We start from the raw sequence: 16485 nt of genomic DNA, 5'->3' as shown, positions 1-16485 counted from the left end.
GATCGCAGCGACATGTTCATGGGAGACACAGGCAATGGCCGCAGACGGACTCATCACCATCAGGAGCGGTTTCGGGCCCGAGGACACGATGAAACGGCTGGAGGCTGAAGTGAAGGCCAAGGGCCTCACCGTGTTCGCCCATATTGATCACGCGGCCGGTGCCGCCGCGGTCGGCCTGCCGTTGCGGCCGACCGATCTCATCATCTTCGGCAACGCCAAGGGCGGCACGCCCTTGATGCAGCAGGCGCAAACCGCCGGCATCGACCTGCCGCTGAAGGCGCTGGTCTGGCAGGACGAGCAGGGTGCGACCTGGCTGTCCTACAACGATCCCGCCTATCTCGCGGAGCGTCATGGCGTCGGCGAGCCGGCGAAGGCTGCCGTCGCGGCGATGACCGGCGCTCTGCATGCGATCGCGACCAAGGCCACAGCGCCCTAAGCGTGAGGTGACGGCCGCGCGAGGAGAGGTTCATGAACGACACTGACGGACAACCGGCGTCATCCACGCCGCAAGGTGGCAAACTCACCAGATGGCTGGTCGTTGGGGGGCTATGCGCGATGCTCGTCGCTGCGAGCGTTCTCGGTTATCTCGGCTGGACCAGCACCGATACCAGCGTGCCCGCATCAGGCTATGTCGCGCTGGTGCTCGGCGTCGTGTTCTCGCTGGTCGTCGGCGTCGGCCTGATGGCGCTGGTGTTCTACAGCAGCCGCAAAGGCTATGACGAGCCCGCCGTGCTGATCGAGGAGCCGGAGAGCGAACCGGACGATGGCCAGGCCCGCTCGCGCTGACGGGGAAGTCTACGCAGCTGTGAACAACTGAGTCCCTCGTAACCGCGTCGCGGTGGTTTCGCCGCTCAAGCCGTCTCTCGTTGCCGCAGGCGTCCGATCCAGATCGTGAGCCGGCCGCAGTCCGGGTCTTCCACCACATGGTCGACGACGTCAAAACCATTGCTGTCGAGCAATTGGCGATATTCCGCCGGGGCGAGGCTGGCATGGTAGAGCGGCTCACTCTCGAACGTTCCGATGGCCTCTCCGGCTGATGGACCGCTCGTGAACATCAGCGCTGCACCATCGGCGGCGTGCCGACCAAAGATCGGAAACATCTGGCGCTGTTGCTCGGGAGCCAGATGGAAAAAGCTGTTCCAGGCGAGCAGGCCATCGAATGTTTCGTTCAGTTCCAGGGATCGCATGTCCGAAACATGCCAGGTCGCGCCGGGAAAATGGCTCTTTGCGATGTCGATCATTTCCGGAGCGGCATCGATGCCGGTGACGTCGCATCCGGCCTTGAGCAGATAGCGCGCGATCGGCTCTCCAGTGCCGCAACCGATATCGAGCACCCTGGCTCTTGCAGGAAAATGCGCGATGAAACGGTCGAGCCATTTTCGTTCCGTCAGATCTCGCCCGCGCAGGCGCGCCCACGCAGTGGCGTGTCGGCGATACAGTCCAACGATGTTGTCCGCATCAGAGTTCATTTTCGTTCCGCCTGACGCAGCCGCTCGCGACACAGGCAGCTGTCGCTCGCGGGCCGTCGTCGCTGTTTTGGGCGATGGGTCAATCGGGTTGCCGTCAACGCCCGACGACGCCCCCCGCAAGCCATTGATTTTACAAGCCCCGTCTACTGTGCATGGGGTTGTTTTCGCATTTTTTGTTGTGGGAGGGCCGCTAGCCGGCCCCTAACGCCACCGCGACATTGTAGGTGAGCAGGCTCGCGGCATAGGCCAGCACCAGCATGTAGGTGAAGGTCACGGCCATCCAGGTCCAGCTGCCGGTCTCGCGCCGGATCACGGCCAGCGTCGAGGCGCATTGCGGGGCGAAGATGTACCAGGCCAGCATCGACAGGGCGGTGGCGAGCGACCATTTCGTCGCCAGCACCTGGCCGATCTGCTCGGCCGCTTCCTTGCCGCCCTCGATCGCGTAGACGGTGCCGAGCGCTGCGACCGCGACCTCGCGCGCCGCCATGCCCGGGATCAGCGCGACCGCGATCTGCCAGTTGAAGCCGACGGGCGCGAGCAGCGGCTCCAGCGCCTTGCCGATGATGGCGGCGAGGCTGAAGTCGATGGCGGGCTCGGTGGCACCCGCCGGCGGCTGCGGGAACGAGGCCAGGAACCAGATCAGCACCATCATCGAGAAGATCGTGGTGCCGGCGCGCACCAGGAACATCTTGGCCCGGGTGTAGATGCCGATCACGATCGATTTCAGCCGCGGCATCTTGTAGTCCGGCAGCTCCAGCATGAACGGCGCCGGCGCATAGTCGCGCAGCATGAAGAACTTGATCAGGAACGAGACGGCAAGCGCGCTGAGGATGCCGGCGGCGTAGAGGCCGAACATCACGAGGCCCTGCAAATTGATGAAGCCCCAGACGTCCTTGGCCGGAATGAAGGCGGAGATGATCAGCGTGTAGACCGGAATGCGCGCCGAGCAGGTCATCAGCGGCGCGATCAGGATCGTGGTCAGCCGGTCGCGCTTGTTGTCGATCACGCGCGTTGCCATGATGCCGGGAATGGCGCAGGCGAAGCTCGACAGCAGCGGAATGAAGGCGCGGCCGTGCAGTCCGGCGCCGCCCATGATGCGGTCCATCAGGAACGCGGCGCGCGCCATGTAGCCGAAATCTTCCAGCAGCAGGATGAACAGGAAGATGATGATGATCTGCGGCAGGAACACGATGACGCTGCCGACGCCCGAGATCACGCCGTTCTGAAGGAAGCTCTGCATCAGGCCGGCGGGCAGGGTGGCGTGCACGAACTCGCCGAGCATATCGAAGCCGGAGTTGAGCAGCTCCATCAGCGGCTGCGCCCAGGCGAACACCGCTTGGAACATCACGAACAGGATCAGCGCCAGCACGACGAGGCCGCCGACGGGATGCAGCACGACCGCGTCGATCCGCGCGGTCCAGGTGTCCGGACGGCTCGGCAGGCTGACGCAGTCGGCAATGATGCGATCGGCCTCGCGCTGGGTCGCGCGCAGCTCGGCGACGCTGAGCGCGCGCCAGCTGTTCGCCTCCGCCTCGGCGGCGAGCTTGGCCGAGATCTCGTCGGTCAGCTTCAGGAGGTCGGCGGTGCCGCCCTTGCGCACCGCGATCGAGGTGACCACGGGCAGGCCGAGCTCCTTGGCGAGCCGGTCGACATCGACCGTGATGCCGCGGCGGGCGGCGATGTCGAACATGTTGAGCACCAGCACCATCGGCCGTCCGGTGCGCTTGAGCTCGAGCAGCAGGCGGATGGTCAGCCGCAGATTGGTGGAATCGGCCACGCACAGCACGAGATCGGGCACGGCCTCGCCGGAGGCCTTGCCGAGCACGAAGTCGCGGGTGATCTCCTCGTCCGGGCTGCGGCCACGCAGCGAATAGGTGCCGGGCAGGTCGACCACCGAGACCTGGCGTCCCAGGGGCGTGACGAAGAAGCCCTCCTTGCGCTCGACGGTGACGCCGGGATAGTTCGCGACCTTCTGCCGGCTGCCGGTCAGGGCGTTGAACAGCGAGGTCTTGCCGCTGTTGGGCGTACCGACCAGGGCGAGATGCAGCAGGGGTAATTCCATGTGATCAAAGGCCTGGCAACGGCTTGGCAAGGGACTCGGGATGAGGCGTCCGGTCGCGGTCTTAAGCGACGATGATGGCCATGGCTTCGCGGCGGCGGACGGCGATCGTGATGCTGTCGACCCGCACGGCGATCGGGTCGCGCCCGACCAGCCCCTCATGCAGGACCTCGACCCGCGCGCCCTCGACGAAGCCGAGCTCGATCAGGCGGCTTTCGAGCTCGATGTCCGAGAGCGCCGAGCCCGCCTGGCGAGCCGAAAGTTGTTGGATGACGCCGGTATAGCCTCGCTGGGCCAGACCCAGCGGCATGTGCGGGCGCGTGTCATTGGTGTCGGTCATGCCCTGTATTTTCAACGCAAGGCAGTGAGGTCAAGCGCGCGCGCTCGCTGAAACCGCACCTTAGAGCGATTTTAAAGTACGGGTGGCGGAGCGCCGTCGAAGGCGCCCCCCGCGTTTGGGTTGGCTACTGGGCCGGGACCTTGTCCGGCTGGGGGGCCATGGCCCGGCTCTTGAAGTAGTCCAGGACGAACAGGCGGATCGCCGACGACAGATTGCCCTGCTGGCGGTTGTTGTCGATCTCGCCGACCAGCTCGGACAACGTCATGTTGCGCAGGCCGGAAATCTCCTTCATGCCGTTCCAGAACGCCTCTTCCAGGCTGACGCTGGTCTTGTGCCCGGCGACGACGATCGACCGCTTCACGACGGGCGACTTCATGGCTGCTCCTCGCGATCGATCTGGTGCTGATCCAGGTGCGCCTTCGCCTTGTCCGCGCGCGTCTCCTCCGCCGACCGTTCCGCCTTCGTGCGACCGAACTTCGTCCGGTTGGCGTCCGCCTGTTTCGCCGAGGCTTCCCGCTCGGCGCGCTTCCTGAAACGATTCAGGTTGATGACGTTCCCCATGCCGCGTCTCCATCATCCGATCCTCTTCAGGCTGGACGAAACATTCCGAAACAGGGTGCCGCGTTGCACCCCAAAAGACTTGATCGCCATTCGCTCGTCCTCGTCAATCGGGCCCTGAGGCCATCAAACGATGAATTTGACCCCCGTCGAGGGGCGGAATGACTGCGTAGCACGCCGTTCCGCCGGAACATTGACGGTAATCAAATCCCGCCCCCAAAGCCGCACATTTCTGGGGCGCCTGGCGTCCGTATCATTACGGATGGCAATCGGAATTCGGAATTTTATCCCGGGCTGGTCATCTTTTCAGGGCGCACCAGGCGATCGAACTCCTCGGCCGAGACGAAGCCGAGCCGCAGCGCCTCCTCCTTCAACGTGGTGCCGTTGGCGTGGGCCGTCTTGGCCACCTTGGCGGCGTTGTCGTAGCCGATCTTCGGGGCGAGCGCCGTCACCAGCATCAGCGAGCGCTGCATCAGCTCGTTGATGCGCTTTTCGTCGGCGCGGATGCCGCTGACGCAATGCTCGGTGAAGGATCGCGCGGCGTCCGCCAGCAGGCGGATCGAGTGCAGCATGTTGTAGGCCAGGACGGGCTTGTAGACGTTGAGCTCGAAATGGCCCTGGCTGCCGGCGACCGTGATCGCCGTGTGATTGCCGAACACCTGGCAGCACACCATGGTCATTGCCTCGCACTGCGTCGGGTTGACCTTGCCCGGCATGATCGAGGAGCCCGGCTCGTTCTCCGGCAGGATCAATTCGCCGAGGCCCGAGCGCGGGCCCGAACCGAGCAGGCGGATGTCGTTGGCGATCTTGAACAGGCCCGTCGCCACCGAATTGATGGCGCCGTGGGCCAGCACATAGGCGTCGTTCGAGGCCAGCGCCTCGAATTTGTTGGCGGCGCTGGTGAAGGGCAGTTTCGTGATTGCGGCAACGTGCTTTGCGAACAGTTTTGCAAAGCGCGGCTTCGAGTTGAGCCCGGTGCCGACGGCGGTGCCGCCCTGCGCCAGCGGATGGAGGTCCTTCACCGCAATCTTGAGCCGGGCGATGCCGCTCTCGACCTGCGCGGCATAGCCGGAAAATTCCTGGCCGAGCGTCAGCGGCGTCGCATCCTGGGTATGGGTGCGGCCGATCTTGACGATCCCAGCGAACGCCTTCTCCTTCTTGCGCAGCGCGCCAAGCAGCTCACCGAGGGCGGGAACGAGATCGGCGTGGATGCGGCTTGCGGCCGCGATGTGCATCGCGGTCGGGAACGAATCGTTCGACGACTGGCTCATGTTGACGTGGTCGTTGGGATGCACCGGCTTCTTGGCGCCGAGCTCGCCACCCAGGAGCTCGTTGGCGCGGTTGGCGATCACCTCGTTGAGGTTCATGTTGCTCTGCGTGCCGGAGCCGGTCTGCCACACCACGAGCGGAAAATGATCGTCGAGCTTGCCCTCGATCACCTCGCGCGCGGCGCGAATGATGGCGCCGGCGCGGCGCCGGTCGAGCAGGCCGAGCTCGAGGTTGGTCTGTGCGGCGGCGAGCTTGACGATGCCGAGCGCGTGCACGAGGGAGATCGGCATGCGATCGGTCCCGATGCGGAAATTCTGGCGCGAGCGTTCGGTCTGCGCGCCCCAATAGCGATCGGCGGGGACCTCGATGGGACCGAAACTGTCGGTCTCGGTGCGGGTCGCGGGGCGGGCGGTCTTTGAGGTCGTGGGCTTGGAGCGGGAAGCTTTGGCCATGAGCACATCCATTCCGCCGCGCGAGGTGCCGCGCGGCCTCTTCATGTGCTCTTCTATATAGGCAGTCTGGCCGGGCGCGACCGTTTCGCGGCCAACCTAGATCATTTCTTGCGGAAACGATCGAGCCGCACCACTTCGGCGCCGCCCTGGTTCGGCGGGGTCGGCTCTTCCGCGGTCTCCGCCTTTTCAGCGGCAGCGGCGGGCACCGATACGGCCGAAGGGGCAGGGGCCGCCGGCAAATTCTCCGGCGCGACCTCGGCGACATCGGACGTGTCGAACTGGAGGCCGAACTTCACGGACGGATCGAGGAAGCTCTTGATGGCGCTGAACGGCACCACCAGCCGCTCCGGAATGCCGCCGAAGGACAGGCCGACCTCGAAGCGGTCCTCGAGCACGGTCAGGTCCCAGAATTGATGCTGGAGGATGATGGTCATCTCTTCCGGATATTGCGCGAGCAGCCGCGACGACAGCTTCACGCCCTCGGCCTTCGACACGAAGGTGATGAAGAAATGGTGCTCCCCCGGCAGGCCATGGGCCGCGGCATCGGTCAGCACCTTCCGCAGCACGCCGCGCAGCGCGTCGCGGGCCAGCACATCGTATCGGATATGATCGGTCGCCATGGTGGTCCTGTTGCATCCCCGAAGCCGAACCAGCCGGCTCGACTCGCCAAGCCGCAATAATATCGCGCCTGACGGGTGAGCAGGAGTCCCCGCCGGGGAAGAAATGAAGCTAAGTGGAGGCTTCTGTTGCCAGGTGCCTCCGAACCCCGCCTAGCGGAGCTTAACCCGCTAGGACTTTAGAGTGGTCTTTCAAACTGCGTTACGCAGCCTGAGCAACCGGAGCAAAGTTGTCGTTGGCAACTATTGCAGTAGCCCGATAACGGCGGAACAATACCGGGAAAAAGTTCGCCCTTTACGCCCTCGTCGATCCTATTTCGCCCCCGCCAAAACCCGCTTTGGGCTAGCCCACACATGGGCTTTGGTGGAGGCGCCGGGTACCGCCCCCGGGTCCGAATGGTTTATTGCGACGACCGTTTATTTCCATAGCCGGCGAACCGGCATCCTCAATATAGGGGGCAAAGGTTTAGAAAAACAGAGGTTTCGAGCGGGAAGGTCCCGGTTCCCTTTGGATAGGTTCGACGTGACCCTGCGCCCGACCTTGGCCGCACCGCAGGCCACGTTCTAAGCTCCTGACATGTCCCCGGATTCCGCACCGGCCGCCCAAGAGCCGGATATCCCCACCGCGCACGCCGCTCCGCCCGGCCTGCTGGACCTGTTTCTGGCCTTCGCCCGGATGTCGCTGGCCGGTTTCGGCGGCGTTTTGGTGTTTGCCCGGCGGGCCATCGTCGAGCAGCACCGCTGGATGACGGCAGACGAGTTCAACGAGACCTTCGCGCTCTGTCATTTCCTGCCCGGGCCCAACATCGTCAACCTGTCGGTGGTGTTCGGGGCGAGGCTGCGCGGCATTGCCGGCGGGGTTGCCGCTTTTGCCGGACTGCTGCTGCCGCCGACGCTGATCATGACGGTGCTCGCGATCGCCTACGCCCGTTTCGGCGACCTCGACGTGCTGCGCCGCAGCCTCGCCGGCATCTCCTGCGCGGCGGTGGGGCTGTTGATCGCGGTGGTCTTCCGCATGATGACGCCGCTGCTGAAGCGGATGGATCCCCTCGCACTGATCCTGATGCTCGGTGTTTTCCTCGCCATCGGCGTGCTTCGCCTGCCGCTTCCGGCGGTGCTGCTGGTCGCGATCCCCATCAGTATCGGCGCCACTTATTTCCTGCGGCGGAAAGTAGCAGCATGAATGCCGAGAACCCGATCTGGGCGCTGATCTCCACCTTTGGACTGATGTCGCTCTTTGCGGTCGGCGGCGCTGCGGCGGCGGTGCCCGAGATGCACCGCATCGCGGTCGAGGTCCATCACTGGATGACCGACAAGCAGTTCTCCGATGCCTATGCGATTGCGCAGCTCTCGCCAGGTCCAAACGTGCTTATCGTGACGTTAATCGGCTATGCGGTCGCCGGAATTCCCGGCGCGCTGGCAGCAACGCTGGCGATGTGCCTGCCGACGGCGCTGCTTGCCTATTATGTCAGCCGGCTGCTGAACAGGCCCAGCCAATCGCGCTGGCCCGGCCTGATTCAGGCTGCACTGGTTCCGCTCTCGATCGGACTGATGGCCGCGAGTGCTCTGATCCTGGTCCAGTCGACCGATCGTACGATTGCTGCACTGCTTCTGACCGCAATGGTTGCGGTGATCGCATCCGTCTCGCGCATCAATCCACTCTGGCTCCTGCTCGCCGGCGGGCTGTTTGGTTTTGCTGGCATTGTGTGATGAAAATGGCTAGGCAGTGATCGGGCGGGGGATCCATTTCCAGCCGATTTAGAACAACAGTGCTCGTGACTTACAGGTCGCGGAGGAGACATGCATGGCCGATACGATGGGCCACTCGGCGACTGCCACTCGAAACACATCGGTGGCACTCGGCTTCTGTCTGCTGGCGATAGCGCCGCAGATTTTCGAATTCATCTGGTCGATAGGGACGATTTTCGGCTGGGGCGCGGGCCGCGGCCCGGCCGCGGTGGTGGTTGCCCACGCCACGGCGCTGTTCGCCGGTGCGCCCGGCGCGCTGATCGGCGCGGCCAGCGGTGACACCAAGAAGGCGTCGTCCGAGGTGCTGCTTGCGCTGATCTACTCCTATCCGCTCCTTGCGGTGGCGATCGTCACGCTGTTCATGACCATCAGGTCGGCCCAGGACTATGTCGGCGGCGTCATCCTGATGGCGCTGGCCCTGTTCGCGCTCTGGGCTTCCAGCGATCTGCAGGGCATGCGCGGCTTCTCCTTCGGCGCCGGCACCGCACCGCGGATGTTCGGCGGACTGCTGGTCGCCTTGTCCGCGGGCATCGCCCTGACCGGTCTTCTGACCGACGGGCCGGGGATGTCCCATTATGCCTGGCGCGGACCGCTGTTCGTGATGGCCGCGATCCTGTTCTTCGCGCTGTCGATCCGCTCGCTCGGCCTCGTGGTCACGGCCTTTGCGAGCTTCATGATCGCGGCGACGGGATCGAACGAGACGCGTTGGGTGGAGGCTGCCATCGTCGGCGCCTGCCTGACGATCGGCTGCGCCATCCTCTTTCCCTACGTGCTCGGGTTGCCGATGCCGATGTTTCCGCGCTTCCTGAACCAGTGAGGGTGTAATGGATATCTTTGCCAACCTCGCTCACGGTTTCGTCGTCGCGCTCTCCCCGATCAACCTCCTGATGTGCCTGATCGGTGCGCTGGTCGGCACGCTGGTCGGCGTGCTCCCGGGCATCGGCACCATCGCCACGGTCGCGATGCTGCTTCCGATCACCTTCGGACTGCCGCCGGTCGGTGCGCTGATCATGCTCGCCGGCATCTATTACGGTGCACAGTATGGTGGTTCGACTACCTCGATCCTGGTCAATATTCCAGGTGAGGCGACATCGGTCGTCACCGCCATCGACGGTCACCAGATGGCCAAGCAGGGCCGCGCCGGCCCGGCGCTGGCGATTGCGGCGATCGGCTCGTTCTTCGCCGGCTGCGTTGCGACGATTTTGATTGCAGTTCTCGGTGCGCCGCTGACCAAGCTCGCGCTGGCGTTCGGTCCGGCCGAGTATTTCTCGCTGATGGTGCTGGGCCTGATCTTCGCGGTCGTGCTGGCCAAGGGCTCGGTGCTGAAAGCGATCGCGATGATCGTGTTCGGCCTGTTGCTCTCCATGGTCGGCTCGGACATCGAGACCGGCGCCTCGCGCATGGCCTTCAACATTCCGGAGCTCGCCGACGGTCTCGGCTTCGCGACGGTGGCGATGGGTGTGTTCGGCTTCGCCGAGATCATCCGCAATCTCGACGCCGGCGCCGAGATGAACCGCGACCTCGTGCAGCAGAAGATCACCGGCCTGATGCCGACCAAGAAGGATCTGATCGACTCGGCGCCGCCGATCCTGCGCGGCACCGTGCTCGGCTCGATCCTCGGCATCCTGCCCGGCGGCGGCGCGGTCATCGCCTCGTTCGCGGCCTACACGCTCGAGAAGAAGCTGGCGAAGGACCCGAAGCGGTTCGGTCGCGGCGCGATCGAAGGCGTGGCGGCACCGGAAAGCGCCAACAACGCCGCGGCGCAGACCTCCTTCATCCCGCTGCTGACGCTCGGTATCCCGCCGAACGCGGTGATGGCGCTGATGGTGGGCGCGATGACCATCCACGGCATCGTGCCGGGCCCGCAGGTGATGCAGAAGCAGCCCGACCTCGTCTGGGGCATGATCGCCTCGATGTGGATCGGCAACCTGATGCTGATCATCATCAACCTGCCGCTGGTCGGAATCTGGGTCCGCCTGCTCCGCGTGCCGTACCGGCTGATGTTCCCCTCGATCGTGATCTTCTGTGCGATTGGCATCTACTCGGTGAACAACGCACCGGTCGACGTCATCCTCGCCGGCGTGTTCGGTCTCGTCGGCTATTGGCTGATCAAGCACGATTTCGAGCCGGCGCCGCTGCTGCTCGGCATGGTGCTGGGACCGCTGATGGAAGAGAACCTGCGCCGTGCGCTGCTGATCTCGCGCGGCGACTGGAGCGTGTTCCTGACGCGGCCGCTGTCGGCGGTGCTGCTCGCGATCGCGGCAGGCCTGCTGCTGCTCACGGTGCTGCCGGCGCTCCGGTCGAAGCGCGACGAGGTGTTCACCGAATCCGAGAACTGAGCGACGCGCCCAGCGTCGTCGCCGCGCCCTGCGTCGGCGCGCCGCATCCGGAAGTCGGATCGACTCGTGTTACGGCTTCGTGAAATGAAAATGCCGGCCTTTGGGCCGGCATTTGTTTTTGTCCAAGGGGATCGACATGACCTTGATTCGCGCGCTCACGGGCGCATGTGCGGCAGCGCTCGCATCGCTGGGCATCCTCATTGCGCCGGCCGAGGCGCAGACCTATCCGACGCGCAGCATCACCATGATCGTGCCATTCGCGGCCGGCGGGCCGACCGACGTGGTCGCGCGCATCGTCACCGGGCACATGGCGCAGACGCTCGGACAGAGCATCATCATCGAGAACGTGGTCGGCGCCGGCGGCACCACCGCGACCACGCGCGCCGCGCGGGCGGCCAATGACGGCTACACGCTGATCACCGGGCATATGGGCACCCATGCTGCCTCCGTGCCGCTCTATCCGAAGCTCGCCTATCACCCCGAGAAGGATTTCGAGCCGATCGCGCTGCTCGCGGGCACCCCGATCCTGATTCTGGCGCGCAAGGACTTTCCGCCGAAGGACCTGAAGGAGTTCGTCGCGTATGTGAAAGCCAACGCCGAGAAGGTGAACGCTGCCCATGCCGGCGTCGGCTCGGTCTCGCACGTCTCGTGCGAACTGCTGCACTCGATCCTCGACATCAAGCCGGTCGGTGTGCCCTTCAACGGCACGGGCCCCGCGATGAACGCGCTGGTGGCGGGGCAGGTCGACTACATGTGCGACCAGATCGTCAACGCCGTGCCGCAGATCAATGCCGGCACCATCAAGGCCTATGCGATCGCAACGCCGGAGCGCAATCCGTCGCTGCCCAACGTGCCGACCACCGCGGAAGCCGGCCTGCCGAAATTCCAGGCCCAGGCCTGGAATGCGATGTTTGCGCCGAAGGGAACTTCGCCTGCGATCGTCGCCAGCCTGAACGCCGCCGCCAGCAAGGCGCTCGACGACGAGACGGTGAAGAAGCGCCTGCTCGAGCTCGGCAGCGTCATCCCCACCCCCGCGGAACGCACGCCGGAGGCGCTGGCCACCCTCGTCAGGAACGAGATCGCGAAGTGGACCCCGGTGCTCAAGCCGGCAACTTAACCAGCACTTTCAAGTCGATAGGTGAGGGGTGGGACGCAAGTTCCGCCCCTTGTCGTTTGCGCCGGGATGCTCATTTTTCAGGGTATAATCGGTGCAGGTAGCGAATCGCTGCTGTCGTACCGCAGGGGGCGCCGCTAAGTTCGCCGCCTCCCCAAAGGCTCAGTCGCACATGCACCAGTATCAGGACCTGCTCGAGCGGATTCTTTCAGACGGCGCCGAGAAGACCGATCGGACCGGTACCGGCACGCTCTCGGTGTTCGGCCATCAGATGCGCTTCAATCTGTCGGCCGGCTTCCCGATGCTGACCACCAAGCGGCTGCCGCTGAAGGCGATCGTGCATGAGCTGTTGTGGTTCCTGAAGGGCGACACCAACATCAAATATCTGCGCGACAACGGCGTCACCATCTGGGACGAGTGGGCCGACGCCAATGGTGATCTCGGCCCCGTCTACGGGCATCAATGGCGCTCGTGGCCAACGCCTGATGGCGGCAGCATCGACCAGATCGCCAAGGTCATCGACATGATCAAGCGCACCCCGGATTCGCGCCGGCTGATCGTCACCGCCTGGAATCCGGCCGACGTCGACAGGATGGCCCTGCCGCCGTGCCATCTGCTGTTCCAGTTCTATGTCGCGAACGGCAAGCTGTCGTGCCAGCTCTATCAGCGCTCGGCCGACGTCTTCCTCGGCGTGCCCTTCAATATCGCGTCCTATGCATTGCTCACCATGATGGTGGCGCAGGTCACCGGCCTGAAGCCCGGCGACTTCGTGCATTCGTTCGGCGACGCCCATCTCTATTCCAACCATCTGGAGCAGGCCCGGCTTCAGCTCAGCCGCGCGCCGCGTGCGCTGCCGGTGATGCGGATCAATCCTGAGGTGAAGGACATCTTCTCCTTCCGCTATGAGGATTTCGAGCTCGTCGGTTACGATCCGCATCCGCACATCAAGGCGGAAGTCGCGGTCTAGCGATGATCCGGAAAAGTTTGCAGCGGTTTTCCGATAAGATCATGCGGGCACTTTAAACGATGTCGCTCAACATCCGCCGTGCGCAGCCGGGAGAAGCCGGGCTCGTTCTGTCCTTTGTCCGCGAGCTCGCCGACTACGAAAAGCTCGCGCACGAGGTGGAGGCGACCGAGGCTGACATCGCGGACGCACTGTTCGGCGAAAGGCCGCGGCTCTATTGCGCGATCGCCGAGTGGAACGGTGAGGCCGTCGGCTTCGCGGTCTGGTTTGCGAATTTCTCCACCTTCAGCGGCCGCCACGGCATCTATCTCGAGGACCTCTATGTGCGGCCCTCACATCGCGGCAAAGGTCTCGGCAAGGCGCTGCTGGTCTATCTCGCGAAGGAGTGCGTCGACAACGGCTGGGCGCGCCTGCAATGGGCGGTGCTCGACTGGAATGCGCCGTCGATCGCGTTCTACAAATCGCTCGGCGCCGTCATGATGGACGACTGGACGCTGTGCCGCGTCACCGGGCCTGCGCTGACGCGGCTTGCCGGGAGCTCTGCCTGATGGAGATCGTCTTCGTCGTCGCGATTGCGGAGAACGGCGTCATAGGCGCGGGCAATGCGATGCCGTGGCGATTGAAGGTCGATATGGCGCGCTTCAAGGCGCTGACCATCGGCAAGCCCGTGATCATGGGTCGCAAGACCTTCGAATCCCTGCCCCGCCGTCCGCTGCCGGCCCGCACCAATATCGTCATCACGCGCGATGCGGCCTATCGCGCCAATGGGGCCATCGTCACGACATCGGCCGCGGATGCGGCCGCGGTTGCGCGCGGCGATGCCCTGCGGCGTTGCGTCACCGAGATCGCCGTGATCGGAGGCGCCGAGATCTTCCGGCAATGGCTTGATCGCGCCGATCGCCTCGAGATCACCGAAGTGCATGCGCGGCCCGAAGGCGATACGCATTTCGACATCGACAGGGCGGAGTGGGACGAGGTGGAACGTATCCGCCATCCCGCCGGCCCCGACGACAGCGCCGACTACTCCTATGTGACATATCGTCGGCGGCGCGGCCATTAACCGCTTTCGCCAATGTTTACATTGACTTTTTCGTGCCCGAGCATAGCTCGGAGGACGACGAAGGCTGCGTTGTAAGGGACCTGCCTGTCCCCTATAAAGCGGACCGGACAAAGCGGGCGGGGGCAATTCCACCCTGCCGAGGAGAGCGTCGAATGCCGTGGAAGAATCAGGGCGGTGGCCCATGGGGCTCGGGTCCAAAGGGACCATGGGGCTCAGGCCCGCAACCGGTCGGGCCGAGGCCGCCGGATCTGGAAGACCTTCTGCGGCGTGGCCAGGATCGCCTCCAGCAGATCATGCCGGGCGGCTATTTCTCCGGCATCGGCATCACGCTGATCGTGCTGCTGATCGTCGCGTTCTGGCTGCTGTCGGGCTTCTTCCGCGTGCAGTCCGAAGAGCTCGGCGTCGTGCTGCGCTTCGGCAAGCATGTCCGCACCGTGCAGCCGGGCCTGAACTATCATCTGCCCTATCCGATCGAGACCGTGCTGCTGCCGAAGGCGCTGCGCGTCAACACCATCTCCATCGGCATGACGCTGATCGACGATCCGGCGCGGCGCGGCCGCTCCATTCGTGACGTGCCGGAAGAGAGCCTGATGCTGACCGGCGACGAGAACATCGTCGACGTCGATTTCACCGTGCTGTGGCGCATCAAGCCTGATGGCGTCGGCGACTTCCTCTTCAACATCCAGAATCCCGAAGGTACCGTGAAGGCGGTCGCCGAGAGCTCGATGCGCGAGGTGATCGGCCGCTCGCAGATCCAGCCGATCCTCACCGGTGCGCGCAACGTCACCGAACAGGGCGTGCAGGAACTGATCCAGAAGACCCTGGACAGCTACGGCGCCGGCATTCAGATCAGCCAGGTGCAGATGCAGAAGGTCGATCCGCCGGCGCAGGTGATCGACGCCTTCCGCGACGTCCAGGCGGCGCGCGCCAATCTCGAGCAGTTGCAGAACGAGGCACAGACCTACGCCAACCAGGTGGTGCCGCAGGCGCGCGGACGTGCGGCGCAGATCATGCAGGCCGCCGAAGGCTACAAGGAGCAGGCGGTTGCCGAGGCCAAGGGCCAGAGCTCGCGCTTCCTGAAGGTTTACGAGGAATACAAGAAGGCGCCCGACGTGACGCGTGAACGGATCTATCTGGAGACGATGGAGCGCGTGCTCGGCGGCGCGGACAAGCTCGTCTATGACGGCGGGCCCTCGGGCCAGGGCATCGTGCCTTACCTGCCCCTCGGCGAACTGACGACCAAGCGGCCGCCTGCCACCGGTCCGCAGTCGAGCGGAGGCAACCGATGAGGTCTCCGGTCACAGGTATCGTCACGCTGCTCGGGCTCCTGCTCGTCGTGATCGTCGGCTACATGTCGTTGTTCACGGTTGCGCAGACCGAGCAGACCATCGTGCTGCAGTTCGGCCGCCCCGTCGACGTCGTCACCGCGCCCGGCCTGCACTTCAAGGCGCCGTGGAACTCGGTGATCAACATCGACAAGCGGATCCTCGATCTGGAGAACCCGTCTCAGGAAGCGATCGCGTCCGACCAGAAGCGGCTCGTGGTCGACGCCTTCGCACGCTATCGCATCAAGGACGCGCTGCGCTTCTATCAGAGCGTCGGCTCGATCCAGGCTGCGAACATCCAGCTCACCACGCTCCTGAACGCGGCGCTGCGCCGCGTGCTCGGCGAGGTCACCTTCATCAACGTGGTGCGCGACGACCGCGAGAAGCTGATGCAGCGCATCCGCGACCAGCTCGATCGCGAGGCCGACGGCTACGGCATCCAGGTCGTCGACGTCCGCATCCGGCGCGCCGATCTGCCGGAGCAGAACAGCCAGGCGGTCTATCAACGGATGAAGACGGAGCGCGAGCGTGAAGCGGCCGAGTTCCGGGCACAGGGCGGCCAGAAGGCGCAGGAGATCCGCTCCAAGGCTGACCGCGAGGCGACCGTGATCGAGGCGGAAGCCAGGTCGCAGGCCGAGCAGACCCGCGGCGTCGGCGACGCCGAGCGCAACCGCCTGTTCGCGGAAGCCTACGGCAAGGACGCGGACTTCTTCGCCTTCTACCGGTCGATGACGGCCTATGAGAACGGGTTGAAGTCGAACGACACCCGCTTCCTGCTGCGGCCGGACTCGGATTTCTTCCGGTACTTTAGCAACCCGTCCGGCAAGACGCCGGCGAAACCTTAAGCTAGACAACGGGCGGCGAATCTCGCCGCCCTTTGTTCAGACAAGAACACCACAAACGGGAGGTTCCCATCCGATGAGGTCCATTGCGTTCGCCGACTTCCTCATCGGCCTGGGCATCCTGTTCGTGCTGGAAGGCCTGATGTTCGCAGCCAGTCCGAACTGGATGCGCAAGGCCATGAAGAGCGCCATCGCCACGCCGGACAACATCCTGCGGGTGGTCGGGATCGGTTCGGCCGTCGCCGGCCTCGTCCTGATCTGGGTCATGCGGCGTCCGGTCTAAATCTTGCGCCAACGTCAAAGTGAAGGCGAAAGACCGGTTTTCGCC

Annotated in this window: 20 protein-coding genes and 1 other RNA gene; 13 read left to right on the top strand and 8 right to left on the bottom strand. The window is 64.6% G+C overall.

Annotated features, from left to right (window positions below; all coding sequences use genetic code 11):
* Positions 1 to 34 precede the first annotated feature (34 nt).
* Both UNPF46_RS01755 and UNPF46_RS01750 read left to right on the top strand, forming a co-directional pair.
* Positions 35 to 436, top strand: a complete 402-nt coding sequence (locus UNPF46_RS01755; protein ID WP_502705475.1) for a DUF302 domain-containing protein — start codon at positions 35 to 37, stop codon at positions 434 to 436.
* A gap of 32 nt (positions 437 to 468) precedes the next feature.
* Entirely contained in the window at positions 469 to 786 is a 318-nt protein-coding gene (locus tag UNPF46_RS01750) for a hypothetical protein (RefSeq protein WP_142248824.1), read from the top strand.
* Between the two features lie 65 nt (positions 787 to 851).
* Here the strand turns inward: UNPF46_RS01750 and UNPF46_RS01745 are convergent, their stop codons facing one another.
* The 8 genes from UNPF46_RS01745 to ssrA form a co-directional block, all read right to left on the bottom strand.
* Positions 852 to 1469, bottom strand: a complete 618-nt coding sequence (locus UNPF46_RS01745; protein WP_142248823.1) for a class I SAM-dependent DNA methyltransferase — start codon at positions 1467 to 1469, stop codon at positions 852 to 854.
* Positions 1470 to 1659: 190 nt separating this feature from the next.
* Positions 1660 to 3531, bottom strand: coding sequence for a ferrous iron transporter B (gene feoB / locus UNPF46_RS01740; protein ID WP_142248822.1), 1872 nt, complete (start codon positions 3529 to 3531; stop codon positions 1660 to 1662).
* A gap of 61 nt (positions 3532 to 3592) precedes the next feature.
* Positions 3593 to 3868, bottom strand: a complete 276-nt coding sequence (locus UNPF46_RS01735) for a FeoA family protein (RefSeq protein WP_097663043.1) — start codon at positions 3866 to 3868, stop codon at positions 3593 to 3595.
* A gap of 124 nt (positions 3869 to 3992) precedes the next feature.
* Positions 3993 to 4244, bottom strand: a complete 252-nt coding sequence (locus UNPF46_RS01730; RefSeq protein WP_063202285.1) for a ribbon-helix-helix domain-containing protein — start codon at positions 4242 to 4244, stop codon at positions 3993 to 3995.
* Complete coding sequence (locus UNPF46_RS01725; protein WP_018640859.1) at positions 4241 to 4429, bottom strand: DUF4169 family protein; 189 nt, start codon at positions 4427 to 4429, stop codon at positions 4241 to 4243. The genes UNPF46_RS01730 and UNPF46_RS01725 overlap by 4 nt, the downstream gene beginning before the upstream one ends.
* Before the next feature lie 281 nt (positions 4430 to 4710).
* Positions 4711 to 6159 (bottom strand): class II fumarate hydratase, encoded by a 1449-nt coding sequence (fumC, locus tag UNPF46_RS01720; protein WP_100181554.1) that lies wholly within the window; start codon positions 6157 to 6159, stop codon positions 4711 to 4713.
* Positions 6160 to 6248: 89 nt separating this feature from the next.
* Positions 6249 to 6767: an SspB family protein gene (locus tag UNPF46_RS01715; RefSeq protein WP_100180653.1), complete on the bottom strand. Its 519-nt coding sequence runs from the start codon at positions 6765 to 6767 to the stop codon at positions 6249 to 6251.
* A 112-nt stretch (positions 6768 to 6879) separates the two neighbouring features.
* Positions 6880 to 7245, bottom strand: a transfer-messenger RNA (tmRNA) gene (gene ssrA, locus UNPF46_RS01710).
* A gap of 96 nt (positions 7246 to 7341) precedes the next feature.
* On the opposite strand from ssrA, the gene UNPF46_RS01705 reads away from it, so the two are divergent.
* The 11 genes from UNPF46_RS01705 (at position 7342) to UNPF46_RS01655 (ending at position 16440) form a co-directional block, all read left to right on the top strand.
* Entirely contained in the window at positions 7342 to 7947 is a 606-nt protein-coding gene (locus UNPF46_RS01705; protein ID WP_142248821.1) for a chromate transporter, read from the top strand.
* The gene (locus UNPF46_RS01700) at positions 7944 to 8474 is read left to right on the top strand and encodes a chromate transporter (RefSeq protein WP_100180651.1); all 531 of its coding nucleotides are present in this window, start codon (positions 7944 to 7946) and stop codon (positions 8472 to 8474) included. Before UNPF46_RS01705 ends, UNPF46_RS01700 begins: the two co-directional genes overlap by 4 nt.
* Before the next feature lie 94 nt (positions 8475 to 8568).
* Positions 8569 to 9330 (top strand): tripartite tricarboxylate transporter TctB family protein, encoded by a 762-nt coding sequence (locus tag UNPF46_RS01695; protein ID WP_100180650.1) that lies wholly within the window; start codon positions 8569 to 8571, stop codon positions 9328 to 9330.
* Positions 9331 to 9337: 7 nt separating this feature from the next.
* The gene (locus tag UNPF46_RS01690; RefSeq protein ID WP_100180649.1) at positions 9338 to 10852 is read left to right on the top strand and encodes a tripartite tricarboxylate transporter permease; all 1515 of its coding nucleotides are present in this window, start codon (positions 9338 to 9340) and stop codon (positions 10850 to 10852) included.
* A 136-nt stretch (positions 10853 to 10988) separates the two neighbouring features.
* Entirely contained in the window at positions 10989 to 11969 is a 981-nt protein-coding gene (locus tag UNPF46_RS01685) for a tripartite tricarboxylate transporter substrate binding protein BugD (protein ID WP_100181553.1), read from the top strand.
* 169 nt (positions 11970 to 12138) lie between these two features.
* Positions 12139 to 12933: a thymidylate synthase gene (locus UNPF46_RS01680; protein WP_142248820.1), complete on the top strand. Its 795-nt coding sequence runs from the start codon at positions 12139 to 12141 to the stop codon at positions 12931 to 12933.
* A 59-nt stretch (positions 12934 to 12992) separates the two neighbouring features.
* The gene (locus tag UNPF46_RS01675) at positions 12993 to 13478 is read left to right on the top strand and encodes a GNAT family N-acetyltransferase (RefSeq protein ID WP_100180647.1); all 486 of its coding nucleotides are present in this window, start codon (positions 12993 to 12995) and stop codon (positions 13476 to 13478) included.
* Positions 13478 to 13990, top strand: a complete 513-nt coding sequence (locus tag UNPF46_RS01670; RefSeq protein WP_142248819.1) for a dihydrofolate reductase — start codon at positions 13478 to 13480, stop codon at positions 13988 to 13990. Before UNPF46_RS01675 ends, UNPF46_RS01670 begins: the two co-directional genes overlap by 1 nt.
* A gap of 152 nt (positions 13991 to 14142) precedes the next feature.
* Positions 14143 to 15279, top strand: a complete 1137-nt coding sequence (gene hflK, locus UNPF46_RS01665) for an FtsH protease activity modulator HflK (protein ID WP_100180645.1) — start codon at positions 14143 to 14145, stop codon at positions 15277 to 15279.
* Complete coding sequence (gene hflC / locus UNPF46_RS01660) at positions 15276 to 16160, top strand: protease modulator HflC (RefSeq protein ID WP_100180644.1); 885 nt, start codon at positions 15276 to 15278, stop codon at positions 16158 to 16160. Before hflK ends, hflC begins: the two co-directional genes overlap by 4 nt.
* Before the next feature lie 73 nt (positions 16161 to 16233).
* The gene (locus UNPF46_RS01655; RefSeq protein ID WP_142248818.1) at positions 16234 to 16440 is read left to right on the top strand and encodes a DUF2065 domain-containing protein; all 207 of its coding nucleotides are present in this window, start codon (positions 16234 to 16236) and stop codon (positions 16438 to 16440) included.
* Positions 16441 to 16485: the final 45 nt, after the last annotated feature.

This window comes from Bradyrhizobium sp. UNPF46 (assembly GCF_006658625.1).
GTDB lineage: Bacteria > Pseudomonadota > Alphaproteobacteria > Rhizobiales > Xanthobacteraceae > Bradyrhizobium > Bradyrhizobium nitroreducens.
The sequence above is the reverse complement of the archived record's forward strand: the minus strand, read 5'-3'. Positions and strand labels throughout refer to the sequence as shown.